General features: G+C 74.2%; 16 protein-coding genes. 4 read left to right on the top strand and 12 right to left on the bottom strand.

What is annotated here, in order from left to right:
• Positions 1-7 precede the first annotated feature (7 nt).
• Positions 8-1,009, top strand: a complete 1,002-nt coding sequence (locus WME83_RS52140) for an MBL fold metallo-hydrolase (RefSeq protein ID WP_437317174.1) — start codon at positions 8-10, stop codon at positions 1,007-1,009.
• Between the two features lie 43 nt (positions 1,010-1,052).
• Here WME83_RS52140 and mobA read toward each other — a convergent pair whose 3' ends face one another.
• Entirely contained in the window at positions 1,053-1,832 is a 780-nt protein-coding gene (gene mobA, locus WME83_RS52135; protein ID WP_437317173.1) for a molybdenum cofactor guanylyltransferase, read from the bottom strand.
• A 217-nt stretch (positions 1,833-2,049) separates the two neighbouring features.
• Here mobA and WME83_RS52130 point away from each other — a divergent pair, with 217 nt between their 5' ends.
• A complete protein-coding gene (locus tag WME83_RS52130) occupies positions 2,050-3,306 on the top strand; it encodes a CapA family protein (protein ID WP_437317172.1) in 1,257 nt (418 codons plus the stop codon).
• 78 nt (positions 3,307-3,384) lie between these two features.
• Here WME83_RS52130 and WME83_RS52125 read toward each other — a convergent pair whose 3' ends face one another.
• Entirely contained in the window at positions 3,385-3,876 is a 492-nt protein-coding gene (locus WME83_RS52125) for an N-acetyltransferase family protein (protein WP_437317171.1), read from the bottom strand.
• A 21-nt stretch (positions 3,877-3,897) separates the two neighbouring features.
• On the bottom strand, positions 3,898-4,863 hold the full coding sequence (locus WME83_RS52120) for an NAD(P)-dependent alcohol dehydrogenase (protein ID WP_437322142.1): 966 nt from the start codon (positions 4,861-4,863) through the stop codon (positions 3,898-3,900).
• A 258-nt stretch (positions 4,864-5,121) separates the two neighbouring features.
• Between WME83_RS52120 and WME83_RS52115 the strand changes: the two genes are divergently transcribed.
• A complete protein-coding gene (locus tag WME83_RS52115) occupies positions 5,122-5,712 on the top strand; it encodes a TetR/AcrR family transcriptional regulator (RefSeq protein WP_437317170.1) in 591 nt (196 codons plus the stop codon).
• A complete protein-coding gene (locus tag WME83_RS52110; protein WP_437317169.1) occupies positions 5,709-6,179 on the top strand; it encodes an SRPBCC family protein in 471 nt (156 codons plus the stop codon). Before WME83_RS52115 ends, WME83_RS52110 begins: the two co-directional genes overlap by 4 nt.
• Before the next feature lie 16 nt (positions 6,180-6,195).
• Here WME83_RS52110 and WME83_RS52105 read toward each other — a convergent pair whose 3' ends face one another.
• The 9 genes from WME83_RS52105 to WME83_RS52065 form a co-directional block, all read right to left on the bottom strand.
• Positions 6,196-7,038 carry a hypothetical protein gene (locus WME83_RS52105; protein ID WP_437317168.1) on the bottom strand — a complete coding sequence of 281 codons (843 nt, stop codon included), beginning with the start codon at positions 7,036-7,038 and terminating at the stop codon, positions 6,196-6,198.
• Positions 7,039-7,103: 65 nt separating this feature from the next.
• Positions 7,104-8,954, bottom strand: coding sequence for a vWA domain-containing protein (locus WME83_RS52100; protein ID WP_437317167.1), 1,851 nt, complete (start codon positions 8,952-8,954; stop codon positions 7,104-7,106).
• A gap of 250 nt (positions 8,955-9,204) precedes the next feature.
• Complete coding sequence (locus WME83_RS52095; protein WP_437317166.1) at positions 9,205-10,902, bottom strand: protein kinase domain-containing protein; 1,698 nt, start codon at positions 10,900-10,902, stop codon at positions 9,205-9,207.
• A gap of 148 nt (positions 10,903-11,050) precedes the next feature.
• Complete coding sequence (locus WME83_RS52090; protein ID WP_437317165.1) at positions 11,051-15,166, bottom strand: kelch repeat-containing protein; 4,116 nt, start codon at positions 15,164-15,166, stop codon at positions 11,051-11,053.
• Positions 15,166-17,433, bottom strand: coding sequence for a Kelch repeat-containing protein (locus WME83_RS52085; protein ID WP_437317164.1), 2,268 nt, complete (start codon positions 17,431-17,433; stop codon positions 15,166-15,168). The genes WME83_RS52090 and WME83_RS52085 overlap by 1 nt, the downstream gene beginning before the upstream one ends.
• Positions 17,434-17,799: 366 nt before the next feature.
• Positions 17,800-20,037 carry a Kelch repeat-containing protein gene (locus WME83_RS52080; RefSeq protein ID WP_437317163.1) on the bottom strand — a complete coding sequence of 746 codons (2,238 nt, stop codon included), beginning with the start codon at positions 20,035-20,037 and terminating at the stop codon, positions 17,800-17,802.
• Positions 20,037-22,295, bottom strand: coding sequence for a kelch repeat-containing protein (locus tag WME83_RS52075; protein WP_437317162.1), 2,259 nt, complete (start codon positions 22,293-22,295; stop codon positions 20,037-20,039). The genes WME83_RS52080 and WME83_RS52075 overlap by 1 nt, the downstream gene beginning before the upstream one ends.
• A gap of 14 nt (positions 22,296-22,309) precedes the next feature.
• Positions 22,310-24,538, bottom strand: a complete 2,229-nt coding sequence (locus WME83_RS52070; RefSeq protein WP_437317161.1) for a Kelch repeat-containing protein — start codon at positions 24,536-24,538, stop codon at positions 22,310-22,312.
• Positions 24,539-24,591: 53 nt separating this feature from the next.
• Positions 24,592-26,880: a kelch repeat-containing protein gene (locus tag WME83_RS52065; protein ID WP_437317160.1), complete on the bottom strand. Its 2,289-nt coding sequence runs from the start codon at positions 26,878-26,880 to the stop codon at positions 24,592-24,594.
• Between the last annotated feature and the right edge of the window lie 29 nt (positions 26,881-26,909).

The following is a 26,909-nucleotide window of genomic DNA, read 5'->3' as shown; positions in this document are numbered from 1 at the left end:
GCCGCGCATGGCTCCTCGCCCCTCCTCGACGCCAGCTCGCCTGCTCGTCGCGGCGCTCCTCGCGCTCGCGGGCCTCTCGTGCAGCGTGCCCGCGCGCATCCTCCAGAGCAACGTCGCCCGGCTGTTCGCGGCCCCGAGGCCCGTGCCGGACAAGGTGCGCGCGCCTTACCGGCCCGAGGCGCGGCTCGCCGTCCTCTGGGTCGGGCACGCGACCGTGCTCGTGCAGATCGACGACAAGCTCATCCTGACCGATCCCGTCTTCACGTCGACCGTGGGTCTCATGGTGCCACGCCTCGTCGAGCCGGGGCTCGATCCGGAGGAGCTGCCGCCCATCGACGCGGTCCTCATCTCGCACATGCACCTGGACCACCTCTCGCTCGGCTCGCTATCCATGATCGAGCCGAAGGTCCGGACGCTGCTCGTGCCCCGGGGCGGGCTCGTCTACGTGCCCAACTACCGCTTTGCCTCCGTCGAGGTCCCGACCTGGACGACATGGCGACAAGGCGATCTGAAGATCACGGCGGTTCCGGTGCGGCACTCCGGGTACCGTTACGGGCTCGACCGGGACTGGATGACCGAGAGCTTCACGGGCTATGTCGTCGAGTACCACGGGGTCACGGTCTATTTCGGCGGCGATACCGCCTATGATCGCGCTCTCTTCGTCGACACGCGCGCGCGGTTTCCCGCCATCGATCTGGCCCTCATGCCGATCGCGCCGGTGGGGCCGCGCGATTTCATGGAGTCCAAGCACGTCGACCCGGCGGAGGCGGTCCAGGCCTTCTTCGACCTCGGGGCGCGGCGGATGATGGCCATCCATTTCGACACCTTCATCAACAGCACCGACACGTTCGGCCAGGCGCCCCGCGAGCTCCGGCGCGTCATGGCGGCGCGCGGGCTCGGGCCGGATCGGGTGATCCTGCCCAGGCACGGCGAGCAGCGGGTCCTGATCGCGCGGGGCGATCCCGGCGGCGCGGCGGGGGCGAGCGCCCCGGCGCCGCAGCGGAGATAGCCGGCGGAGCGGCGCCCGCCGCGCCGGGGCGGAGGCGCGCGCGTCACCCCGCACCCTCCGCGCCGGAGAGCTCGCGCAGGGCCGCCGCGTACTCCTCGGGTGTGTTCACGTTGCGCAGCGAGCGCAGCCCCGGATCGGCGGCGCGGAGCGCGGGATCCTCGAGCAGCAGCTCCGGCCCGGCGACCAGCGTGCGCGCCCGCGCGAACAGGGAGGTCAGCCGCAGCTGGTCCTCCGCGAGCAGGGCCGCCGCTTCGGCGCGCACCGCGATGGCGTACACCGCGGCGAGCGGGTGATGGCGCCCGTCCGCCTGCGGCACCGCGATGGCATGGCCGCCCGCCTGGAGCTCCGCGAGGCGCCGCACGAAGGCGGGGTGCAGGAAGGGGGCGTCGGTCGAGGTGACCACCGCCCGCTCGGCGAGCGGCGCGACCGCGTCGAGCCCGGCGGCGATGCCCTGCATCGGCCCGCGGCCCTCCACCGGATCGCGCACGAGCAGCACCCCGTCCGGCAGCGGCGGCAGCGCCTGCCCCGGCGCCGCGACCACCGCGATGGGCCAGGCCGCCTCGCCGAGGCGCCGCACGACCCGCTGGAGGAGCGCCTCGCCCCCGAACGGCAGCCACGCCTTGGGGCGCCCCATCCGGCGGCTCTGCCCGCCGCACAGCACCACGCCCGCCAGCCCGGCCACGCGGCCCGCCGCGCCGGGCTCGGCGCCCGCGCCGCGCTCGGCGCCCTGCGCCACGAGGAGCTGCTCCCGCTGCATGGTCACCTCGGCCGCAGCATGGGCGCGCTCGCGGGCGCCGGCCACCGGGATCGCCGCGGCGCGCACGACGGCGGCGACGGCGGCGACGGCGGCGAGGCGGCGAGGCGGCGAGGCGGCGAGGGCGGCGACGGCGGCGAGGCGGCGAGGCGGCGAGGGCGGCGACCCGATGGCTGCACCTGCGTTTCGCCGGGCTGAGCGGCCCCTGCCCGGGGAGGTCCGCGCGCCCGGATTGTTGGGCGCGGCCGCGCGCCCGTGGATAATGCGCGCCGAGAAGCCGCTCGAGATGCGCTCCGCCCCTTTCTTCCTCGCGATGTGCGCCGCGGCCGCGCAGATCGGCTGCGAGCGGCCCGCGAACGTGGGCGCCGGTCTCGCCCCGCCGCCCGCCGTCGCGGCGGTCGCGCCCCGCGACGTCGCGGCGCCTCGCGACACGCCCGCCGCCTCCGCCGCGCCCGCCGCCGCCTCCGCCGCGCCCGCCGCCGCCCCCGCCGCGCCGGCCGACGCGATCACGCTCATCGCGGGCGGCGACGTCTGCCTCGGCAAGGCGCTCGGCCAGGAGCTGCTCCGCAACCCGGCGCACGATCCGTTCGCCCCGGTCGCGGCGCTGTTCGCCTCCGCCGACGTGCGCTTCGTCAACCTCGAGAACCAGCTCAGCGACCAGGGCGGGGAGACCCAGCACCGGCTCCAGCCGCTCGTGTTCACGGGCCCGCCGGCCGGCGCGGAGGCGCTCGCGCGCGCCGGCATCAGCGTGGTGTCGCTCGCGAACAACCACATGTGGGATTACGGCAAGAAGGCGTTCCTCGAGACGCTCGGCCACCTGGAGCGCGCGGGCGTCGCCTACGTGGGCGCCGGCCGGACGCGGCAGAAGGCGTACGCGCCGGTCGTCGTCGAGCGCCGCGGCTTCCGCGTCGCGGTGCTCGCCGTGACCGGCATCTGGAACCAGGGCTCGCTCTGGGAGCACCCGGCGCGGGAGTTCGTCGCGGCCGCGGAGCGGGACGGGCTCGCCGCCGCGGTGCGCGCCGCGCGCAAGCAGCCCGGCGTGGACGCCGTCGTGGTGAGCTACCACGGCGGGACCGAGTACCTGGATACCCCGCTGCCCCCGGCGCGCGCGCTCGCTGCCGCCGCCATCGACGCCGGCGCCGACGCCTTCCTCGGCCATCACCCGCACGTGCTCCAGGGCATCGAGCTCCGCCGCGGCCGGCCCATCTTCTACAGCCTCGGCAACTTCATCATGAAGGTGAAGCGGACCGGCCCCGCGGTCGAGCTCGGGATGCTCGCGCGCCTGCGCCTTCGGCGTGGCGCGCCGCCCCTCGCCGAGATCTGCCCCGTGCGCAGCGAGGGCCTCGGGACCGTCCCGCTCGCGGCCGACCCGCGGCGCGCCGAGACGGAGGCGGCGTTCGTCGAGCGGATGCGCCGCGTCTCGGCGTTCGTCAAGGGTGAGCCGGCGATCGGCCCCTTCGACGACGGCGGCTGCGCGCGGCTCGAGCCCGCCGCGGAGGCCGCTCCCGCCTCGCCGCCGAAGGTCGCCGGGCCGATCCGCTGAACGACGCCGTCACGGTTGGCCGGTCCGCGCGCGCAGCGATCGCGGTCCTGTCGTGCAGCGGACGGGATGCGGGCCAGCTCAGAGCTTGCGGCACATCCACACGCTGGAGATCTCGACGTCGAACCCCGCCTTCCGGTACGCGCGTCGCGCCGGGGCGTGGCTCGGGTCGCCGCCGGTGCCGACGGTGGCGACCCGCATCCCTGCCTGCTTCATGCGCGCCACCGCGAACTCGTACATCGCCGTGCCGATGCCCTTTCCGGCCTGCGCGGGGTCGACGGCATTGAGGCCGATCTCGCCGACGAGCGTCTCCGCATTGAGCTGGAGCGCCACGAAGCCGGCGACCTCGTCGCCGGATTGCGCCACGTACACCTCCCAGCCCGAGCCGGCCGCCATCAGCGACGTCAGCAGCCCCTCCTGCGCTTCGTCTGTCCGCCGCTGCGCCAGCTCGTAGATCTCCTCGCCGAGGATCGCGCGGAACGACGCGAACACGGGCGCAAAGGCGGCGCGACGGATGGCCTGGAGGCGGGCCGCGTCCTCGGGGTGGGCATGGCGGAAGTGGAGATCAGGCATTTGGATTTCCTCCCAGCGCTACTACGCCGCGAGCTTCAGCACCACGCTGCCCGTCTTCTGTCCAGACGCGACGTAGGCGTAGGCCTCCTGGACCGCATCCAGGGAGACGGTTCGGTCGATGACGGGCCGGAAATGCCCCTCCGTAACGAGCCGGCCCATCACCTCGAGAAACACCTTTCGGTCGATGGGTATCGGGAACACGACCCACTGTCGGCCGAGCACGGGCGTGAGGAGCGCCAGGAATGGATTCTGCCAGCCAGGTCCGGGCTCCGAGGAAACGTACACACCCCGGGGCGTCAACAGGCGCTTGCAGGCGCCGAATGTGCTCTTTCCGACCGCGTCGAACACGTAGTCATAGACCTGGTCGTCCTGGGTGAAGTCTTCTCGTTCGTAGTCGATGACCCTGGCCGCCCCGAGCGACTTCAACAGCTCCAGGTTCTTGGTGTTTCCCACCGCGGTCACGGAGGCGCCCAGGTAGACGCAGATCTGCAGGAGCGCGGATCCGATCGCCCCGGTGGCCCCGTTGATCAGCACGCGGCGGTCCTTCTCGAGGGCCGCTCGCTGGGTGATGCTGTAAGCATACCAGGCGCCCTCGATGGAGGCTGCGGCCTCTTCGAAGCTCAGGCCGGCAGGCATGCGCGCGACCGAGTCGTCTGCGGAGATGACCAGGTACTCTGCGTGAGACCCAGCCCCAAGATCGTTGATTCCCCAGACGTCGTCGCCGACCGCAAAGCTGCGCACGCGCGAGCCGATCGCCTCCACCCGCCCCGCGAAGTCGGTGCCGAGCGCCTTGCTCTTGGGCCTGCGAAGGCCGGTCATGAACCGCATGAGGAACGGGCTGGCCGAGAGCAAGGCACAGTCGGTGCGGCTCACCGTCGCCGCGTGGACCCGAACCAATATCTCGTCATCGGCCGGCGTGGGCGCTGCCACGTCTTCGATCCGAATGACGGACGGCGTGCCATACCGTTCCCGTCGGGCGGCTCTCATGGTTCGACCATACCGGGGATCGCTGAGCGTGTCCATGCTCCACCGCCTGGAGAGCGGAGGCCGCATGAGCGCCGAGAATCAATGACGGCTCAACCTATTCTGCGCTCTAGCCAGCGCCAGAGTCCCCGAGCCCTTCGCGGTCGCCCGCGCGAATCGTGACGGCGGCACCGTGACGGCGGCGCGCCCGTCGAACTTGACACAGTGTAAACTATGCCCCAAGTTGACACCATGTCAAGCAAGGACGGGGAAACCCGCGCCGTGATCCTCGAGGCCGCGCGCCGGCTGGTGACCGAGCCGGGGCGTCGCGGCGTCTCGATGGCGGAGATCGCGTCGGCGGCCGGGGTGTCGCGCCAAGCGGTCTATCTGCACTTCGAGACCAGGACCCAGCTCTTGGTCGCGCTGGTGCGTTACGTCGACGAGGTGCATGGGTTCGCCGACCTGGTCCGAAAGTGCGAGCGCGCCCCCGACGCGCGCGCGATCCTCTCCGAGTTCATCGGTGCGTGGGCGGGCTACGTCGCCCACATCACGGACGTGGCGCGGGCCATGCAGGCGGCACGGGCCACGGACGAGGACGCGGAGCTCGCGTGGCGCGACCGCATGCGCGGTTTCACGGCCGTCTGCGCGGGCTTCGTGGCGCGGCTCCAGGCCGAAGGCGCGTTGGCCGACGAATGGTCGGCGTCGGATGCGGCGGACTTCCTGGCCACCATCCTGTCGATTGGGAACTGGCAGGATCTCATCGAGGAGCGGAGCTGGTCCCGGCCGCGTTACGTCCGCGCGATGCGCCGGAGCGTGGAGCAGAGCTTGCTCAGGCCGATGGAGATGAAGGCGGCACCGAGGAGGCGCTCGTGAGCGGCGCGCAGCCGGAGCTTTTGGCGCAGGGCTCGGTGGAGATCCGCCGGCCCCTGCACGAGACGTTCGCGTACGTGTCCAACATGGAGAACTTCCCGGCCTGGTTCCCGGGCGTCGCAGCCATGCGCGAGCTCGACACGCTGGAGCACGGGCAACTCGGCAAGCGCTACCGGGAGACCGTGCGCATGCCCTTCGGGCGCACCGGCACGATCGACGTCGAGGTGAAGGAGGCGCGCGTCGGGGAGCGTCTGCTGACCGAAGGTGAGGGCTTCCTCTTGCCCCGCATGAGCGTGGACTTCGCGGCGCTCTCCGACGACGAGACGCGCGTCGAGTGGCGCATGGTCAGCCGCAATCAGCGGTGGTGGTTTCGCTGGCTCGTGGTCCCCCTCCTGCGCCGCGTGATGAGCGGCCGAGCGCGCGACGGGCTGCGTAAGCTGCGCGAGAACCTGGAGCGCGAGCCGTCGTGAATGGCGCCGGCGCGCCTCACGCCCGCTCGCGCCGCGCGCCTCCCACCTCGTCGACCGCCTCGAGCGCGCTCTCGATCTCGCGGACCATCTCGTCCGCCGCCTGCTGCTCCCGGTCGGCGCGCGCCTCCAGGGCCGACGCGTCGAGGCGCATCTCCACCCGCCGCAGCACCTCCGCGACCCGCTTGCCCTCGGCCGAGGCGGCGTCCACGCGCCGCCGCTTCAGCGCGCCCAGCGCGGCGTCCACCGCGGGCAGGAGCGGCGCGGCCACGACCGGATCGGCGGCCTTCAGCTTGGCCCGCGTGCGGTTCGCGAGGCCGATCAGCTGGCCGAGCGGCGAGCGGGCGCGCCGGCGCTGCACCGCCCACCCGACCGCGACCAGCGCGAAGGCGCCGACCAGCACGGCCGCGCCCTGCACATAGGGAACGGCCGCGGGCGCGACGGGCGGGATCACGGCGTCCGGCACCTCGACGGTGATACCCCCGTGCAGACAGCTGCTCAGCTCCTGCGCCGTCTGGAGCCGCGCGCGCGCGAGCGGCAGGAGCCGGAGCGGCAGGCACGGGGCCTCGACGCCCGCGAGCGCGCACGCGGGCGCCGGCTCGCCGGTCGCGATGGCGTGGACCTCGTGGGTGACCGGATCGCGGCTCGTCACATGGAAGCCGCCCTGCGCGAAGTCGACGAGCCCGCCGCTGTCCACCGAGGCGCCGCCGGGCGCCCCCGCGGGCCAGGTCGTCGTCGCCGCGTCGACGATCGACGCGTCGGTCGAGCACACGAGCTTGCCGCGAAGGACGATCTCGCCGCCCGGCGGCACGTCGACGTGCTGCGCCGCGCGATCGCGCCGGAGAGGGAAGGTCTGGGTCATGTCCGCGCCTCGGTGGAGCCGGCGGCTCGCCGCGCTCGGGGCATCGTGGCCATCGTCATGCGCCCTCAGCGGAGGTGCGACCGCGAGGCGGTCTCGAGCAGCATCGCCAGCACGAGCGGGTCGCCCAGGCCGTCCGCGGCGCCCGCGTGGCTGCGGAGGCGCGCGAGGCGGTCCGCGTCCTTCAGGAACAGCGGCTCGCCGAGCGCGCCGGCCGCGGCGCGCAGGATGCCCTCCCGCTCGGTGAGCAGCGCGACGGCGCGGGCACGGTCGCCGAGCGCGATCTGCCGGGCGGCCTCGGCCAGCGTCTCGCCGGCGGCGAAGCCCTGGATCGTCTTGCCGACCGACAGGTCGACGCTCGCGGCGCTGTCGGCGTCGCCGGTCGCGTACGCGACCTTGAGCGGCGCCTCGTCGACGACGTTCTTCTTGGTCACCCGGTCCTTGTACTTGAGCTCGATGGACGCGACGGTCCGCGCCTCCGCGCCGGCGGGCAGGCCGAGCTTGAAGAGCAGCGCGTGGCCGTCGTCGCGCGAGAACGCCGGGATGAAGAACCGCATCCCGCCCTCGGCGTCGTCCTCGCGGTCCTTCGCGATGCGATCGCGCCGCGCCGCCTGCGCGTCCGCCGCCACCTCGATCGCCCGCACGCGCGCCGCCTCGGCGTCGCTCAGCCGGCGCGAGCCGTAGACCTGGAGCAGCTTCACGTCCGGCTTCAGCCGCACCCGGAGCTCGACCGCGGTCGCCACCGGATCGAGCCGCTTGTCGAGCTCCGTCGCGAGCGCCGGGGCGATCTGATCCGGATCGCGCAGGTAGTAGTACCCGCCGGCCCCGTCGCTCGCGATGCCGCTCATCAGCGCGCCGTCGTAGTCGGCGCCGAGCCCGAACGTGCTCGTCTGGACGCCGGCCTGGAAGGCGTCGAGCGCGAGCCGCGAGAGCCGCTCCGAGCTCATGATCCCGGCGTTCGCGCGCCCGTCGGAGAGCAGCAGCACGACCCGCACGGCGCCGTCGGGGATGCCCGGCTGGGCGGCCTGCGCGTAGCCGAGCTCCAGGCCTCGGCCGATGTTGGTGCCGCCGCCCTCGGCGATGCCCGCGATCGCGGCCTTGATCGCCGCTCGCCGGGGCCCGACGGGGCCGTCGGGGATCCTCACCGCGGCGTCGCTCGAGAAGGTGACCAGCGAGAAATCGTCGTTCGCGTCGAGCTTGTCGACGAGCGCCTGCGCCGCGTCGCGCGCCCGCGCCATCGGCTCGCCGCTCATCGAGCCGCTCACGTCGAGCACGAGGTGCACCGACAGGTGCGGCCGCGCCGCGGGCGCCTGCGCCGTGGAGCGGAGCGCGACGCGCACGTGCACCGGGCCGCCGCCCGGCGGGACCTTCGCCCGCTCGAGGTCGGTGCGCAGGGCGAGGGTCACGCCCTTCGGGACGTCGATCGCGGGCGCGTACCGGGCGCCGACGTCGCTCACGAGCTCGCGCTCGCCGGCCGGGACGATGCCGCGCGCGACGGCCGACTCGAACGCCGCCAGGTGGCCGCCGCCGGGCCGGTACGTGGTGGCGAAGCGGCCGTTCGGGTCGAGGGCCGCCTCGGCGGGGGCCGCGCCCCTGGCCGCGCCCTCGCCCGCCGCCGCGGCGGGAGGCGCGACGGCGGGCGCCGGCAGGCCGCCGGTGCCCGCGCGTCCCTTCGCAACCCCGGCGCCGTCCCCGGGCACGGCGGCCGCCAGCGGCGCCTCGCGCCTGGCCCCGGCCGCCGGCGCCCCGAGCATCCCGTCCGTCGTCTCCCCCGAGGCCGATGCCGGAGACACCCTCGGGGGCGCCGCCGACTCGGAGGCCTCCCTGTTGCTGCACGCGAGCCCTCCCGCCGAGAGCCCCAGCAGCAGCGCGCCGCCGAGGAGCGCGCGCCTTGCCCACACCATCCCGAGTTCGCCCATGCTCTTCTCCCTCCCCGCGGACCGCGCGGGTGCTCGGTCAGACGGGCCAGCGCCGCATCCGTTGTGTCACGCCGCTCGCCGCGGCGCCGCCGCCGCGGGGGCGGCGAGGAGCTCAGGGGCAGACAACGCCGAGCGAACGAGGTTCGCCCGATCGCGCAGGCGCCCGCCGCGGCGACGCGCGCCGCAGCGCCTCCCCCTGGAGGGCGCCGCAGGGCCGAAGGCACGCCGCTCGGCCGGACGAGGGCGGTGGCTACTCGATGAAGCGCGGGGGCATGAGCGGGTCGTGCGCGAGCGGGGCGGTGGGCGCGGCGCTCGGCGCGCCCGCCGGCGCGGCGCCCGCGCCGCTGGAGGGGGCCGCGCTCGACGCGCCGGCGGGGGCGGCGGCGGGGACCGCGCCCGCCGCCGCGGACCGGGGCCGCCTCTCCGGAGCGCGCTTCCGGGGCAGCGGCAGCTGCAGCTTCGAGGGGCGCGAGCCCTCCTCGGTGATGGCGACGTCGCGCTCGATCTCGGAGCTGCCCTTGAAGACACGCACCTTGCGGCTGCTCCCGAGCGCGCCCGTGAGCTCGACGGTGCCGTCCTTCAGGGGCGCGGGCACCCCGTCGACCTCGACCGAGGCGTCCGCGGGGACGATCGTCAGCTCGACCCGGTGCTGGACGGGCGTCTGCACGGCCGCCGGGGGCGCCGCGCGCTGGACGGTGGGGAGCGCCCTCGAGAGCTCGCGGGAGACGAGGTGCATGCCGGTCATCGCCGCGCCCGCCGGGGCGCGCGCGCGGTGCGTCACGCCCCAGCCGAGGCCCGCCACGAGCAGCGCGGCGACCGCCACGTGCGCCCTGCTCCGGGGGCGCTGCGGCGCCGGCGCCTCCTGGGTCACCCGCGGCGTCTCCTCCGTCTCGAGGGCAGGCACCGTCGCGCAGTCGGTCGACTGGTCCCGCCAGCGCTTCGCGGCGCTCCCCGCCGCCGCGCCCGCGACGCTGCTCCGGCGGTGCACGCGCGGGCTCGCCCGGACCTCGAGCCTCGGCGCCGCGGCCTGGCGCTCCGACGGCGAGAGCGGGACCAGCATGCCCTCGTCGAGCGAGAGCGGGTCGTCCCCGAGGATCGGCCTGATCGCGTCGAGCATCACCGAGGCGTACGGGTACCGGGCGACGGGCTGGTACTGGAGCGCGCCGTCGACGACCGCGGCGATCTCGGGCGCGACCCACGGCGCGAAGTCCTGGACCGGCGCCGGCAGGTCGGCGACCAGGGTGGCGATGAGATCGCCGAAGGCCTCGACGTCCTCGGTCGGCGTGCGCCCCGCGAGCGCGTGGTAAAGGACGATCCCGAGCGCCCAGATGTCGGTCCGGTGATCGATGTCCTTGATGCCCCGCGCCTGCTCCGGGGACATGTAGCGGGGCGTCCCGAGCATGCTCCCGGACCGGGTGAGCCCCGTCGTGTCCCGGCGCGGCTCGTGGGCCGGCTTGATCTTGGCGATGCCGAAATCGAGCAGCTTCACGATGAGCCCGGCGCCCTCCTCGCGCTGGGCGAGGAACAGGTTGGCGGGCTTGATGTCGCGGTGCACGACGCCGGCGTCGTGCGCCTTCTGCAGGCCGACGCAGGCCTGCGCCACGATCCGGAGCGCGACCCGCGGGGGCAGCGGGCCGAGGCGCGAGAGGAGCTGCGCGAGATCTTCGCCGCGGAGCAGCTCCATCACCAGGAACGGCGAGCCCGTCTCGCGGTCCACGCCCGTGTCGAGCACGCGGACGATGTGCTCGGTCTGGATGGCGCTCGCGGCCCTCGCCTCGCGCTCGAACCGCTCCATCGCAGATCGGCTGTGGACGATCTCGCGGTTCATGACCTTCACGGCCACGCGGCGCCCCTGCTCCGCGTCGTCGGCCTCGTAGACAGCCCCCATCCCTCCTCGGCCGAGGAGGCGGACCAGGGTGTACCGTCCGCTCAAGGTCTTGCCGTCCACAAGAAAGCTTTACTCTAGAAGATGTAGGCGAGGCCTCAATCGCGATGCTACCTCGACCCGCGAGCCCAGGGCATCCGTGCTGCCACGCCGGATTATTGCGTTCCCACAGGACGGGGCGGGCCAGGCAGGCCGACCCCCCCACGCCACGTCAGAACGTGTAGCGCATCCCGATCTTGGGCGCGATCACGACCATCACCGTGCCGGCGAGCGACTCTTGCTCGAACCTGGCAAAGTACCCGCTATCGAGGTCGATCCGGCCGTAGGCGCCCTCCGGGGGGTTCGTCCACAGGGGCTCCTTCAGCCGGACCAGGACCGCCGCCGCGAGGCCGGCCGTCACCTCGAGGTGCTCCCCGAGGCGCAGGCCCCCGCGCACCTCCGGCGTCATCACGAAGAACCTGGCGGGGTCCTGCGCCACCGTGGGATCGAGGTGGAATTCCATGCCGCTGCCGGAGGTGAACGTGCCGGTGCGCTCGTCGCGCACGGTGCCGAGCAGGGCGCCGGCGCCGAGCCGGACCGAGAAGCGGTGGCGGTCACCGAGCGACAGGCCGGTCCAGACGCCCGCCAGGAAGCCTCTGAGCGCGAGGGCGTCGTCGGCCTCGCCGGCGCTGTCCGGCAGGATGTCCTGGATCTGCAGCGACATGCGCCGGGCGGTCACGGTCTGGTGCACCTGGAGGTAGCCGGTCGTCACGCCGAAGCCGAAGCCGGACCAGAGCTCGTAGCCCGCGTGGACCGCGCCGAGGCCGCCCACGCCGACGCCCAGCGAGCACGATCCCGTGCACTGGACCGCGGCGGCGCCGCCGAACGACGGCAGGAACGCCGGGCCCGCGTCGAGCTCGACGAGGAACCGCCCCGGAGGGCGCTCGAGCTGCACGCGCTCCAGCGGCACGGAGACGACCGTGCGCGCGCCGCGGGCGAGGACCGCCTCGCGCCGCGCGGTGACGAAGCCGCCCGCGGCGACCTCGATCCGGTGCCGGCCGGGGCTCAGGCGCCCCTCCCAGATGCCGCTGCCGAGCGCCACGCCGTCGACGGTGACGCTCGCGCACACCGGCGTGGGCTCGATCCGGAGCGTCGCGCTCAGCTCCTCGGCGCGGAGGGCGAGGGGCGTCGTCTGCTTGAGCCGGATGATCACCGAGGCGGGCATGGTCCCGAGGTCGCCCGAGCCGCGCAGCACCACCGTGTGCTGGCCGGGCGAGAGCGGCCCCTCCCACGGCGTCTTGCCGACGGTGTAGCCGTCGACGAGCACGTCGAGCGCCTTGCCATTCCCCTCGGTGACGCGCAGGCGCCCCGACTCGACGAGCTTCTGGAGGCGCGACAGGATGCGGACCACCTGCCCTCCGGCGACGTCGACGCGGGTCTCGAACGGCTCGAAGCCGTCCTTGTAGACGCGGATCACGTGGCTGCCCGCGCCGACGCGCAGCGGGGCGGGCAGCGGGTAATCGCCGCGGCGCTGGCCGTCGACCATGATCGAGGCGCCGATCTCGGCGTCGGCGACGTCGACGGTGCCGACCAGCCCGCGCAGCCGGACGACGGCCTGCTGCGCGGCGTTCCTGGTCTCCGGCGGCAGCCGCTGCGCGAAGTCGGCGAGCAGGGTCTCGAAGAGCGCGAGCGCCTCGTCGTAGCGGCGGAGCTGCTGGAGGCACAGCGCCGCGCTCGAGGTGGCGCTCCAGGTCGGATAGTCCTGCCGCGACGCGAGGAACTCGGCGAGCGCGGGCTCCCAGGCGCCCTGGCGATACAGATCGAGGCCGCGCTCGAAGTGGGCGCGCGCCTCGGCGACGGGGTTCGCGGCGGGCGGAGGCTCGGCGTCCGAGGGCGGCAAGGCGGCGGGCGGCGGCGCCGGGGCCGCGGCGGGCGGCGACGCCGCAGGCGGCGCGGAGGAGGCCGGGGCCACGGCGGGCGGCGACGCCGCAGGCGGCGTGGGGGAGGCCGGAGCCGCTGCGGCGGGCGGCGACGCCGCAGGCGGCGCGGGGGAGGCCGGAGCCGCTGCCGGCTGGGCAAGCGCGGCGGCTTCCGCGCTGAAGGCGGCGGCGAGCGCGACGAGGGTGCCGAGCGCGCCGGCGGCGCGGCGTCGCCGACGGCGCGCGACGCCGAGCGCGAGGAGCAGCGCACCGGCGGCGCACGCCGCGACGGGGGTGGCCCGGCCCGGCCCGGCGCTGCAGCCGGACGCGGCGTCCGGCGCAGGCGGGGCCGGGACGCAGTGGCCTCGCAGGTTGCAGACGTAGCCCGACACGCAGTCGTCGATCGAGGCGCAGCTCTGCCTGCAGGCGCCGCGCTGCGGATCGCATCGATAGGCGACGCAGGGGACACTCACCTGCGTGGGACAGGCGGAGGACGCCGGCGTGCACCGCGCCGCCTCGAAGATGCGGCGGTCGCCGTCGCACCTGGACGGCGCGCAGATCGAGCCGTCCTTCGCCGGGCTGCCCGCGTCGCCGCAGTACCCCTCCGCCCCTCGGGCACTGCAGGTGCCGCAGGGACAGGGCGCGTCGCAGCAGACCCCGTCGACGCAGACGTTGGGGGGGAAGCAAGTGGACGCAGCGGTGCATGCCTCGCCCCGGGCAGAGCCGAACCGCTCGGCCTCCGCGATGGAGGAGGAATCAGCGTTCCCTCCCCCTGCCACCATCACCTCGCCGTTCAACAACCCCGTGGCGCTGTGCTCGACGCGCGCGTGGCTCATGGGGCTCGTGGCGGTCCAGGTATCGACCGCCGGGTCGTACAGAGCCGCGCTGCGATGGAGCCTGCGCTCGCCGTATCCACCCGCCACGAGGACCTGGCCGTCGGGCAGCAGCGTTGCGGTGTGGACCTCCCGTTTGTCGGTCATGGGGCTCGTGAGCGTCCAGCGCCCGGCCTCCGGCTCGTAGCGCTCCGCGCTCGCGATCCCGGTGCCGTCAGGATGCCTGCCGCCCGCCGCCAGGACCTCGCCATTCTTCAGCAACGTCATCGTGTGAAAAGCGCGCTCGTGGTTCATCGCCCCCGTCACCTCCCACTGGTCGGCCTCAGGGTCGTACAGCTCCGCGCTGGCCAACAACGGGCCCAACGGGCTGGACCCGCCCGCCACGAGGACCTTGCCGCTCGGGAGCAGCGTCGCCGCGTGCCAGATGCGCGGTTGGATCATCGGCCCCGTGAACGTCCACTGGCCAGTCTCGGGGTCATACAGCTCCACGCGCCCGGGCTGGATATCGCCAGGGCCGCCCACCACGAGGACCTTGCCGCTCGAGAGCAGCGTCGCCGTGTGCCCATGGCGCTCGAAAGCCATCGACGCCGCGGCCGTCCATGCGCCGGTCTCCGGGTCATACAGCTCCGCGCTCTTGTGGAGGATGCCATTATGGAAGTCAGCCAGCTGGCCGCCCACCACGAGGACCTTGCCGCTCGAGAGCAGCGTCGCCGTGTGCTCGCCGCGCGCGTAGTTCATGCTCCCCGTGAAGCTCCAGGAGTCGGTCACCGGGTCGTAGAGCTCCGCGCTGTCCAGGGTGAGGAACGTCTCTTTCGCGTATTGCACGTCCCAGCCGCCCGCCACGAGGACCTTACCGCTCGGAAGCAGCGTCGCGGTATGAACTTTCCGCGCGACGTTCATCGCACCATGGGTCAGCTCCCACGACGGGTCGACGAGCACCGCCTCGCCGCCCGCGTCCACCGTGAGCTCGATGCGCGAGCCCCGCGCCCGGAGCGCCATGGCCACAGGCCGCCCCGAGGACGCATACGCCCGCGGCGCCGAGACCCGCAGCACCGCCGTCCCCCTCCCCTCCTCGACGAGCTCCACCACCTCGCCGCGCCCGCGCAGCCTCGCGCCCTCCACCTCCCACGCCGCCACCGCCTCGCCGCCGCGCGCGACGCCCTCGTCGAGCAGCAGCCACTCCTCCACGCCGCGCTCGGTCGCCGACCAGTACGACGTCCCCCCGCTCCGACGGTAGGCCACGGCCTGCTCCACCGCCATGCCCTCCCCCGCGGCCCCGAGCTCTCGCACCCGCACCTCGACCCCTGCCGGCGTGCGGAACCGGATCGGCTCGCTGCCCTCCCGGGGCAGCACCACATGAGGCCGCGCCGGTCTCCCGTTCACCTCCGCCGAGCCCAGATGGAACCCGTCCGCGTCGCCGACGAACGCCTCGCGCGCCTCGAGCACGGCCGCGGACTGGTCCGGGAACTGGCGGCGCAGGGCGGCGGCGGACGCAGGCGGATCCACCTCGGCGCTGCAGCCGGAGAGGCACGCGGCGGCCCAGAGCAGCGCGGCGAAGCGCGGCAGAACGCACTTGAGGAGGCCGAACCGGGACATCAGGAGCCCCCCCGCCGCATCGCGTGCTTCCCCCGGAAAGCCGAGGATCTCCGCGCCGCGACGGCGAGGAGCGCGAGGAACGCGGCGCCGAGGCCGGCCCTGGAGGCGCCCGCCGCCGCCGCGACGGCAGGCGCGACGCCGCAACCCGGATTCGCGGCGGGCGGCGGGGGCACGCAGCGGCCGGAGAAGTCGCAGACATGGCCCGGGGCGCAATCCTTCAGCGAGCTGCACTCGACCTTGCAGGCGCCGCTGGCCTGATCGCAGTCGTAGGGCGCGCAGTCCACGACGCCCCTGGCCTCGCTGCTCGGGTCCGCGCAGCTGGCCCCATCGGCGGGGCAGAGGACCTGCTCCATGCTGTGCGTCTCGTCGCGGCACTGCGTCGGGGCGCACACGCCGTCCTTGGGCACGGCGGAGCAGGCGCCGAGCCCGTCGCACGCTCCATCGCAGCCCTCGCGCGCACATTCGTCGCGAGCATCCGAGCCCTTCGGCTGGAGGACGCAGCGGCCGAGCGACGAGGGCATGGCGCACGAGTGACAGGGCTCGGAGCACCGCGATTCGCAGCAGACGCCGTCGACGCACGCGGTGTGCCCGCAATCGGCATCGGACGCGCACGCGGCGGCGATGATCGAGTACCGCTCGGAATACTCCGAAGAGCCAACCAGCAGCACACCGCCGTCCAGCAAACGTGTCGCGGTGTGGTCCGAGTACGAACCGCTCGTGGATGCCGTGAGGGTCCAGGTGTCGGCCTCCGGGTCGTACAGCTCCACCGTCCTGGCAGAAGGATCGTCCACGTTGGTGGACTCACCGACGACCATGACCGTGCCGTTGTGCAGCGTTGTCGCGCTGTATACGCCCTGATGCGCGATCATCGGGCTCGTGCGGGTCCAGGTGCCCGCCGCTGAATCGTACCGCTCCGCGCCCAGTCTGCCCGCCGCGAGGACCCCGCCGCTCGGCAGCTGCGCCAGGGCCACCGGGACCCATTCACCCTCGGTCATCGAGCCCGTGAGCGTCCAGGAGTCGGCCACCGGGTCGTATAGCTCCGTGCTGCCGGCGGGAGCGTCGTACACGAACCCTCCCGCCACGAGGACCTCCCCGCTCGGCAGCAAGAGCGCAGCGTGCGTCGAGCGAGCGGCGTTCATCGGTGCCGCGGTGGTCCAGGTGTCGGTCGCGGGATCGTACAGCTCCGCGCTGGAAAGAACGCGGGTTCCCCTCTTTCCGCCCGCCACCAGGACCTTGCCGTTCTTCAGCAGCGTCGCCGTGTGCTCAAGCCGCGACTCGGCCATGGATGCGCCGTCCGTCCAGCGGTCGGTCGTGAGCTCGTAGAGCTCCACGGCGTCGACGGTCACCGCCTCGTATCCCCCACTCCCCGCGCTGATGCGCCGCATGTGCCCCCCGCCGACCACGAGGACCTTGCCGTCCTCCAGCAGCGTCGCCGTGTGAGCGCGGTGCGTTGAGCGCATGCTTGCCGCGAGCGTCCAGGTGTCGGTGGTCGGCTCGTACAGCTCCGCGCTGGAAGTCTCGACGCCTATGACGTCGGAGCCGCCCGCCACCAGGACCTTGCCGCTCGGCAACAGCAGCGTCGCGGTGCTCCCTTGCCAGCGTGCGACGTTCATTCGGCTCGTCGGCTCCCACGCGGGATCCACGAGCGCCGCCTCGCCGCCCGCGTCCGCCGACAGCTCGATGCGAGCCCCCCGCGCCCGCAGCGCCACGGTCACGGGCCGCCCCGTGGCCGCATAGGCGCGCGGCGCCGTCACGCGCAGCACCGGCGCCCCGCTCTGCTCGTCCAGCAGCTCCACCGCCGCGCCGCGCTCGCGCAGCAGCGCCCCCTCCACCTCCCACGCCGCCACCGCCTCGCCGTGCGCGACGCCCTCCTCGAGCAGCAGCCACTCCTCGACGCCCCGGTCGGTGGACGCCCAGAACGACGTCCCGCCCGCGCGCCCGTAGCTCACCGCGCGCTCTGCCATCGCGCCCTCGCCCGCTGCGCCGAGCTCCCTCACCCGGATCTCGCCGCCCTTCGCGAGGCGGAACCGGATCGCGCCGCTTCCGTCCCTCGGCAGCTCCACCTCCGGCCGCGCAGCCCGGAGCCACGTCCCGCCGGGCTCGGTCGACGCGAGCCGGAACCCGCCCGCCGTCGGCGCGAACGCCTCGCGCGCCGACAGCACGGCGTCCGCGTGCTCCGGGAAGCGCAGGCGCAGCGCCGCGGCCGCGGTGTCGTCCGGCTCCGCGCCGCAGCCGCCGACGAGCGGCGCGGCTGCAAGCCATGGCAACAGGCGCGCTACGCGCCGCGAGCTGGATGATGGCAAAGGCATGAAGACCGCTTGCCGCAGAGTAGAGCAGCGTTGCACCGGCCCGCCTAGCGCGCGCCGCGGCGCCCGGCGCAGCGCGCGTCGGTCGGCCTCGCCTCGGGCATCCCGGCGCCGAGCCTCAGCCAGGTCCGGCGTCGTCCCCGCTCCCGACCGCCGCTCGGCCTTGCCCGCGCGGCTCGAGGGCGCCTCGATCCCCGCCGCGCGGGCCAGCCCCATCACGCCATCCACGGCGGCGGCGATGTAGCCGAACGGGTTCACGCCGTCGACGGCCGTCACGTGCGCCTCGCCCATTCGCTGCTGGAGCGCGGCCGCGAGCGCCCGCATCTGCTACGCGACCGCTCGCCGGATGATCTCCGGGCGTCGCCGACGGCGCGCGACGCCGAGCGCGACGAGCAGCGCACCGGCGGCGCACGCCGCGACGGGGGCGGCCCGGCCCGGCCCGGCGCTGCAGCCGGACGCGGCGTCCGGCGCGGACGGGGCCGGTACGCAGTGGCCGCGCAGGTTGCAGGCGTAGCCCGGTGCGCAGTCGTCGATCGAGGCGCAGCTCTGCTTGCAGGCGCCGCGCTCCGGATCGCATCGATAGGCGACGCAGGGCACGCTCACCTGCGTGGCACAGGCGGAGGACGCCGTCGTGCACCGCACCGCCTCGAAGATGCGGCGGTCGCCGTCGCACCTGGACGGCGCGCAGATCGAGCCGGCCTTCTCCGGGCTGCCTGTCTCGCCGCAGCGCCCCTCGGTCCCCGGGGCGCCGCAGGTGCCGCAGGGACATGGCACGTCACAGCAGGTGCCGTCGACGCAGATATCGGGGGACAAGCACGCGGTCGTCGCGGTGCACGCCTCACCGCGGGCCTGGCCGAACCGCTCGCTCTCGGCGAACGTGATGTCAGAGTAAGTCCCCCCTGCCACCAGCACCTCGCCGCTCAACAACAGCGTGGCGGTGTGCCCGATGCGCGGGGAGCTCATGGAGGTCGTGAAGGTCCAGGTATCGACCGCCGGGTCGTACCGCTCCGCGCTGCTCAGGTAGAAATAGCTGTCGGTCAATCCGCCCGCGAACAGGACGGTGCCGTCGGGTAGCAGCGATGCGCTGTAGCTCGTCCGCCCGCTGTTCATCGGGCTCGTGAGCGTCCAGCTCCTGGCCTCCGGATCGTATCGCTCCGCGCGCGCGATACAGGTGCCGTCAGGGTGCCGGCCGCCCGCCGCCAGGACCTCTCCATTCGGCAGCAACGTCATCGTGAGACCATTGCGCGCGTGGTTCATCGAAGCCGTGAGCTCCCACCGATCGGCCTCGGGGTCGTAGAGCTCCGCCGTGGCGAGCACGCCGGGAATGTAACGTCCGCCCGCCACGAGGACCTTGCCGTTGGAGAGCAGCATCGCCTTGTGCCCAGCGCGCGGGTAGCTCATCGGAGCCATGGGCTCCCACCGATTGGACTCGGGGTCGTACAGCTCCACGCTCTCGGTAAAGAAGCTATTCTTGCCCCCGCCCGCCACGAGGACCTTACCGCTCGGAAGCAGCGTCGCCGTGTGACCGATGCGGGCGAGACGCATCGGCGCCGCGTCGGTCCATGTGCCAGTCTTCGGCTCATAGAGCTCCGCGGTCTCGAGATCGATGCCGCCAAGTTCGTGGGCAACCTCCACGTCACCGCCCACGACGAGGACCTCACCGCTCGAGAGCAGCATCGCCTTGTGCCCTCTGCGCGCGTGCTTCATGCTCCCCGTGAAGCTCCAGGAGTCGGTTGCCGGGTCGTACAGCTCCGCGCTGTCGAGCGTGGTGCTCGTCTCGTCGAGAGAGCCGTCGCCCCGCCCGCCCGCCACGAGGACGAGGCCGCTCGGCAACGGCGTCGCGGTATGACCGCTCCGCGCGACGTTCATCGCGCCATGGGTCAGCTCCCACGACGGGTCGACGAGCACCGCCTCGCCGCCCGCGTCCACCGTGAGCTCGATGCGCGAGCCCCGCGCCCGGAGCGCCATGGCCACAGGCCGCCCCGAGGACGCATACGCCCGCGGCGCCGAGACCCGCAGCACCGCCGTCCCCCTCCCCTCCTCGACGAGCTCCACCACCTCGCCGCGCCCGCGCAGCCTCGCGCCCTCCACCTCCCACGCCGCCACCGCCTCGCCGCCGCGCGCGACGCCCTCGTCGAGCAGCAGCCACTCCTCCACGCCGCGCTCGGTCGCCGACCAGTACGACGTCCCCCCGCTCCGACGGTAGGCCACGGCCTGCTCCACCGCCATGCCCTCCCCCGCGGCCCCGAGCTCTCGCACCCGCACCTCGACCCCTACCGGCGTGCGGAACCGGATCGGCTCGCTGCCCTCCCGGGGCAGCACCACGTGAGGCCGCGCCGGTCTCCCGTTCACCTCCGCCGAGCCCAGATGGAACCCGTCCGCGTCGCCGACGAACGCCTCGCGCGCCTCGAGCACGGCCGCGGACTGGTCCGGGAACTGGCGGCGCAGGGCGGCGGCGGACGCAGGCGGATCCACCTCGGCGCTGCAGCCGGAGAGGCACGCGGCGGCCCAGAGCAGCGCGGCGAAGCGCGGCAGAACGCACCTGAGGGAGCCGCGCGGGGACATCAGGAGTCCCTCCGCCGCCGTGGGAATCGGCCCCGGAAGACCGAGGCGCTCCGCTGCACGACGGCGAGGAGCGCAAGGAGCGCGGCGCCGCGGCCGGCCCTGGAGCCGCCCGCCTCCGCGGTGGCCGGCCCGGCGCTACACCCCGGGCTCGCGGCGGGCGGAGCGGGCACGCAGCGGCCGGAGAAGTCGCATGCATGGCCCGGCGCGCAGTCCTGCCACGAGCCGCACTCGACCTTGCAGGTGCCGCTGACCTGATCACAATCGTACGGCGCGCAATCCACGACCTCCCGGGCCTCGCTGCTCGGGCCCGCGCAGCTGGCTCCATCGGCGGGGCAGAGGACCTGCGCCACGCTGTGCGTCGCGTCGCGGCACTGCGCCAGGGCGCACACGCCGTCCTTGGGCACCGCGAAGCAGGCGCCGAGCCCGTCGCACGATCCATCGCAGCCCTCGCGCGCGCATTCGCCGCGAGCATCCGAGCCCTTCGGCTGGAGGACGCAGCGGCCGAGCGACGAGGGCATGGCGCACGAGTGACAGGGCTCGAGGCACTGCGATTCGCAGCAGACGCCGTCGACGCAGGCGCCGCGCCCGCACTCGGCGTCCAACGCACACCGGAGTCCGACGATCGAATACCGCTCTGGGTACACGGATTCGCCGACCAGCAGCACATCGCCGCTCAGCAGCAGTGTCGCGGAGTGGTCGCCGTGGAAGCCGTTCGTGGGCGCCGTCTCGGTCCAGGCGTCGGTCTCCGGGTCGTACAGCTCCACGCTCCTGTAGGACGCGGTGTCCGAGGAGGAGGGCTCACCCGCGACCAGGACCATGCCGTTGCGCAACGTCGTCGCGCTGGGCGAGGGGCGCCGTCCGATCATCGGTCCCGTGGGGGACCAGGTGCCGGCTGTCGGATCGTACCGCGCCGCTCCCCGAGTGCCCACGGCCAGGACCTCGCCGCTCGGCAGCGGCGCCATGACGACGGGGGCCCAGGAGAACGAATTGCCTCCGGGCAGCGCCCCCGTGGGCGTCCAGGTGTCGGTCTCCGGGTCGTAGAGCTCCGCGCTCCTGAGCTCACGGATGCCTCCCATCCCTCCCGCCACGAGGACCTTGCCGCTCGGCCGCAAGAGCACCGCAGCGTGGCGTTCGTGAGCCTCGTTCATCGGTGCCGCGGAGGTCCACGTGTCGGTCTCCGGGTCGTACAGCTCCACGCTGGAGAGCGTGCGGGGTCCCGCCGCTCCGCCCACCACGAGGACCTCGCCGCTCTCCAGCAGCGTCGCGGTGTGCTCAGCCCGTGACGTGACCATGGATGATCTGGGCTTCCAGGTGCCGGTCTCCGGGTCGTGGAGCTCCGCGGCGTTGACGGGCACGATCTCGGAGGGGTCGTCGTGCTCCCCCCCGAGCACGAGGACCTCGCCGCTCTCCAGCAGCGTCGCGGTGTGGCGGGAGCGCGCTACGAGCATCGGGCCCACGAGGCTCCAGGTGTCGTCCGTCGGGTCGTACAGCTCCGCGTCGGCGAGAGCGTCGGGCCAGTCGATACCGCCCGCCACGAGGACTTTGCCGCTCTGCAACAGCGTCGCGGTGTGATCTCGCCTGATTTCGACGTTGGTTCGCCCCGCCGGCTCCCACGCGGGATCCACGAGCGCCGCCTCGCCGCCCGCGTCCGCCGACAGCTCGATGCGCGCCCCCCGCACCCGGAGCGCCACGGTCACGCGCCGCCCCGTGGCCGCATGGGCGCGCGGCGCCGTCACGCGCAGCACCGGCGCCCCGCTCTGCTCGTCCAGGAGCTCCACCGCCGCGCCGCGCTCGCGCAGCACGGCCCCTTCCACCTCCCACGCCGCCGCCACCTCGCCCGCGCGCGCGACGCCCTCGTCGAGCAGCAGCCACTCCTCCACGCCGCGCTCGGTCGCGGACCAGAACGACGTCCCGCCCGCGCGCCGGTAGCTCACCGCGCGCTCTGCCATCGCGCCCTCGCCCGCGGCGCCGAGCTCCCTCACCCGGATCTCGCCGCCCTCCGCGAGGCGGAACCGGATCGCGCCGCTCCCGTCGCGGGGCAGCTCCACCTCCGGCCGCGCAGCCCGGAGCCACGTCCCGCCGGGCTCGGTCGCCGCCAGCCGGAACCCGTCCGCCGCCGGGGCGAACGCCTCGCGCGCCGACAGCACGGCGTCGGCGTGCTCCGGGAAGCGCAGGCGCAGCGCCGCGGCCGCGGTGTCCTCCGGCTCCGCGCCGCAGCCGCCCACGAGCAGCGCGGCCGCGAGCAGGGAAGATGGCATCGGAAGCGATCGTCTCAAGGAAGCGGGTGGTGCCGGCACGGCGCGTCTCGTGGCGCCGAGTAGAGCAGCGTTGCCCCGGCCCGCCTAGCCTCCCGCCGCGACGCCGTCATGCGCGCTCGGCGCCGCGCGCCGAGCGCGACGAGCAGCACACCAGCCGCGCCGGCCGCGCCGGAGGCGGCCCGGCCCGGCCCGGCGCTGCAGTCGGCCGCGGCGGCGGGCGCGGGTGGGGGCGGGACGCAGTGGCCTCGCCAGTTGCAGACGAAGTCCGGCGCGCAGTCGTCGAGCGAGGCGCAGCTCGTCTTGCAGGCGCCGCTCTGGTCGTCGCATCGGTAGGCGATGCAGTCGATGGAAACCGGCTCCGGGCAGGTGGACAACGCCAGCGTGCATCGCGCCGGCGGGACGCTGTGGGTCGCGTCAGCGCACGCGACCTCGTCCGCGCAGATCATGCCGACCTTCGCTGGGCTGCCCGTCGGGCCGCAGTGCCCCTCGGCGTCGCAGGCGCCGCAGGGACAGAGCGCGTCGCAGCAGGCGCCATTGACGCAGAAGCTGCCGGAGAGGCAGCCGGACGCGCTCGAGTCGGATGCCCCGGCGCAGGACTCGCCCAGAGCGAGGCCGAACCGCTCTGCGCTCGCGTAGCCGCCGTCGCTGTACCCACCCGCGATCAGGACCTCGCCGCTCGGCAACAGCGTCGCGGTGTGCTGCTCGCGCGCGATGCTCATCGGCGTCGTGAAGGACCAGGTGTCCGTCGCCGGATCGTACAGCTCCGCGCTGTCGAGCCTGAGGCCTCGCTCATCCTCCTGGCCGCCCGCCAGGAGGAGCTGGCCGCTCGGCAACACCGTGGCGGTGCAGTATCGACGCCCGCGCTGGAGCCGCCCCGCCGGGCTCCAGGTGTCCGTCGCCGGGTCGTACACCTCGGCCCGCGGGGAAGCGGGGACACCTCCCTCTTGTAGCCCGTCACCGCCTGCCACGAGGGCCTTGCCGTTCGGCAGCAGCGTCGCGACATGCCCGGCGCGCCTGTGGAACATCGGGCTCGTCGCGGTCCAGGTGTCGGTCGCGGGGTCGTACAGCTCCGCCGTGTCCACGACGCCGTCCAGGTCGTAGCCGCCCGCGACCAGGACCTTGCCGTTCGGCAGCAGCGTCGCGGTGTGCCAGGTCCGGGAGCTCGGCGTCGGGCTCGTGAGCCCCCAGGCGTCGGTCGCCGGGTCGTACACCTCCGCGTAACTTTCGCCGTCGTCTACGGTAGAACCGTCCACCAGGAGAACCCTGCCGTCCAGCAGCAGCGTCGCGGTGTGCCCGGTGCGAGCGCGCTGCATCGGGCCCGTGTGGGTCCACGTATCGGTCGCCGGATCGTACAGCTCCGCGGCGAAGCGGACGTCCGGCTCTTCGCCGCCTGCGACCAGGACCCTGCCGTCCGGCAGCAGCGTCGCGGTGTGCGCGATGCGAGCGCGCTGCATCGGAGGCGCGGGGGTCCAGGTGTCGGCCGTCGGGTCGTACAGCTCGGCGCTCGCCAGAACCTCATCCATGCCGAAGCCGTGCCCTCGTCCGCCCGTCAACAGGACCAGGCCGCTCGGCAGCAGCGTCGCGGTGTGAACCGCGCGCGGAGTGACCATCATGCCGACGGACTCCCACGCTGGATCGACGAGCACCGCCTCGCCCCCCGCGTCGACCGACAGCTCTATCTGCGAGCCTCGCACCCGGAGGGCCACGGTCACGGGCCGCCCCGAGGCCGCGTAGGCGCGCGGCGCCGTCACGCGCAGCACGGGCGCTCCGAGCGCCTCGTCCACGATCTCCACCGCGCCGCCGCGGGCGCGCGGCGCCGCTCCGTCGACCTGCCACGCCGCGACCGGCTCGCTCCCGTGAGCGACGCCCTCGTCGAGCAGCAGCCATTCCTCGACGCCCCCGTCGGTCGCTGTCCAGAACGAGGTTCCGCCCGCCCGCCGGTAGGCCACGGCCCGGCCCTCGATGGTGCTCGCCCCCAGAACGCCGCGCTCCCGCACCCGCACCTCCGTCCCCGCCGGCGTGCGAAAGCGTATCGGCTCGCTGCCAGTGCGGGGCAGCACCACGGAAGGCCGCTGTCGCCCGGTCGCCTCGGCAGCTCCCAGGACAAACCCCGCCGCGCCGGGGACGAACGCCTCGCGGGCCGCGATCACGGCGGCGGCGTGCTCGGGGAACAGCCGGCGCAGGGTCGCGGACGCGGGCGACTCCAGCTCTGCGCTGCAGCCGGCGAGGGACGCGGTGGCCACGAGCAGGGCGCAGGCGCGCAGCAGAGGGCACCGCAGCGAGCGAGGCGGGGACATCAGGAGACCTCCGGCGCTCGCGTCGGCTCACCGCGGCGGACCGACGATCTCCGCGCCGCTGCCGCGAGGAGCGCGACGAGCAGGGCTCCGAGGCAGCGGCCGCCGGTGGCCGCGGCGGCCGCCGGCGCGGCGCTGCAACGGGGGCTCGGGGCGGGCGGGACGGGCACGCAGCGGCCCGACAGATCGCAGACGAACCCGAGCGCGCAGTCATGGATGGAGTCGCACCCGTCCTTGCAGGCGCCGCTGACCGGATCGCAGCGGTAGGCCGCGCAGTCCAGGACATCCCTGGTCTCGGTCTCGACGCCCGGGTCAGCGCACGTGCCCCCATGCGCGAGGCAGCGGACGGCGGCCAGGCTGTGCGTCTCATCGACGCACACGGCCGGAAAGCACGCGCCGTCCAGGGGGATGGCAGCGCAGGCCCCGAATCCGTCGCACGTGCCGTCACAGCCCTCGCGCGCGCAGTCCATGCGGAGATCCCATCCCTTGGGCTGGGGCACGCACTGGCCGACGACAGGGCTCAGGGCGCAGGTATGGCAGGGCTCGGCGCACCGCGATTCGCAGCAGACGCCCTCCGCGCAGACGTAGCTCCCGCAGTCGTCGTCCGACGTGCACGCGCTGCCGTGGCTCGTGTACCGCTCCGCGTAGCTGGTGGCGCCGCCGGCGACGAGCACCTCGGCGTTCAGCAGCGGTGTCGCCGTGGTGATATCGCGCATGCTGTCCATGGGCTCCGTCAAGACCCATGCGTTGGTCATCGGGTCGTACAGCTCCGCGCTGGCGGAATCGCCGGCCCCGCTCGAGCTGCCCACCACCAGCACCTTGCCGCTCGGCAGCAGCGCCGCGGCGTGACGCGAGCGCGGCCGATTCAGCGGGCCCGTCGGCGTCCAGGTGCCCGTCGCCGGATCGAACACCTCTGCGTCCACGGGGGCGATCCCGCCCGTCACCAGGATCTTGCCGCTCTGCAGCAGCGTCATCGTGTGTTCGTAGCGCCTGCTGGTCATCGAGCCCGCGGAGCGCCACGTGTCGGCCGCCGGATCGTACAGCTCCGCGGTGTCGCCCGGGTCACTGATTCCACCCGTCACCAGGACCTCGCCGCTCGGCAACAGAATCGCGGCATGGCGACCGCGCCTTTCGCCCATGGGCGCCGCGGGGCTCCAGGTGTTCGTGATCGGGTCGTACAGCTCCGCGCTGGACAGGTACACCCACCTGCCATCGAGGGTGCCGAGCCCGCCCGTCACGAGCACCTTGCCACTCCGCAACAACGTCGCGGTCATCTCCTCGCGCGGCTCGAGGGCAGGCTCTGTGAGGGTCCAGGTGTCGGCCGCCGGGTCGTACCGCTCCGCGCTGAAGCGGGTCGCCTCCGCAGGATCTCCGACGTACCCGCCCACCACGAGGACGTCACCGTCCTGCAATCTCACCGAGGCGGGCGCAAAGCGACGCGCGTGCATGCGCGGCGCGAGGGTCCAGCTGTTGTCCGCCGGATCGTAGATCTCCGCGGTGTCGAGGCTGCTCACGCCGAGGTTGGCTCCGCCAGCGAGCAGGACCTTGCCGCTCGGCAGCAGCGTCGCGCTGGTGTAGCTGCGCGGATAGTTCATCCGGCCCGCTGGCTCCCACAGGGGATCGACGAGCACCGCCTCGCCCCCCGCGTCGACCGACAGCTCGATGCGCGAGCCCCGCACCCGGAGCGCCGCGGCCACGGCCCGCCCCGACGCCGCGTACGCGCGCGGCGCCGTCACGCGCAGGACGGGCGCGCCGCTCGGCTCGTCCACGAGCTCGACCGCCTCGCCGCGCTCGCGCGGCGTCGCTCCCTCCACCTCCCACGCCGCCACCGGCTCGCCGCCGCGCGCGATGCCCGCCTCGAGGAGCAGCCACTCCTCCACGCCTTCGTCGGTCGCCGTCCAGAACGACGTCCCGCCCGCGCGCCCGTAGCTCATCGCGCGCTCCGCCGTCCGGCCGGCCCCCGCGGCGCCGAGCTCCCGCACCCGCACCTCGGTCCCTGCCGGCGTGCGGAACCGGATCGCGCCGCTCCCCTCGCGAGGCAGCGCCACCTCCGGCCGGCCGGCCCTCGCCCCGCCCCGCTCCGCCGCCGCCAGCCGGAACCCGTCCACCGCCGGGGCGAACGCCTCGCGCGCCGACAGCACGGCGTCCGCGTGCTCCGGGAAGCGCAGGCGCAGCGCCGCTGCCGCGGTGTCCTCCGGCTCTGCGCCGCAGCCGCCGAGGAGCAGCGCGGCGGTGAGCAGGGGTGACAGCGCCGCGAGCGATCGTGTCGAGCGGGGGCAAAGCGCGGCCATGGTGCGTCTCGCACGCGAGTAGAGCAGCC

It is taken from the genome of Sorangium sp. So ce385 (assembly GCF_051474135.1).
Classification (GTDB): Bacteria; Myxococcota_A; Polyangia; order Polyangiales; family Polyangiaceae; genus Sorangium; species Sorangium cellulosum_D.
The sequence above is the reverse complement of the archived record's forward strand: the minus strand, read 5'-3'. Positions and strand labels throughout refer to the sequence as shown.